The sequence below is a fragment of the Pseudoalteromonas sp. MMG022 genome, assembly GCF_021654245.1.
Taxonomy (GTDB): Bacteria; Pseudomonadota; Gammaproteobacteria; order Enterobacterales; family Alteromonadaceae; genus Pseudoalteromonas; species Pseudoalteromonas amylolytica.
Map to the genome: position 1 here is coordinate 1 of NZ_JAKFZQ010000058.1, position 514 is coordinate 514.

A 514-nucleotide genomic window follows, 5' to 3' on the forward strand; every position below is an offset into this window, starting at 1 on the left:
CGCTGTTGTACTGATTTTATCTGCATCAATGTCCAGCAGCTGTGAGAAAATCCTCACTAATGAGTCTTCCGCTTCACTGCATGGGGCAACATATTCCCCCTGCAACACACTACCATCTGGTTGTGGTAGTGCCTTTTTATCTATCTTACCGTTGGCTGTCAGCGGCCACGTATTCACCACCATAAGTACGCTTGGCACCATGTAATCAGGCAAGCAGTTCGCTAAACTCTCTTTCACCTGAGCCACCAATTGTCGCTGACCTGCTTCGTCTAATGCGCCATTGGCTTGGATATAGCCCACCAATTGTTGTGCGCCCGCCAGCTCTTTGGCCATCACCAATGCTGAGTCAACGCCTGCTTGGGCTGCAAGCTGTGCTTCGACTTCACCCAGTTCAATCCTAAACCCGCGGATCTTAACCTGATCGTCCACTCGCCCTATAAACTCTAAATTACCATCTGGTAAATAACGCACTAAGTCACCGGTACGATATAAACGCTCTGAGCTATTTGGATGC

1 pseudogene is annotated in these 514 nt (G+C 49.0%); it reads right to left on the minus strand.

The window, feature by feature from the left end:
- Positions 1 to 514, minus strand: a pseudogene (locus L1070_RS20175) (AMP-binding protein); the annotation flags it as partial.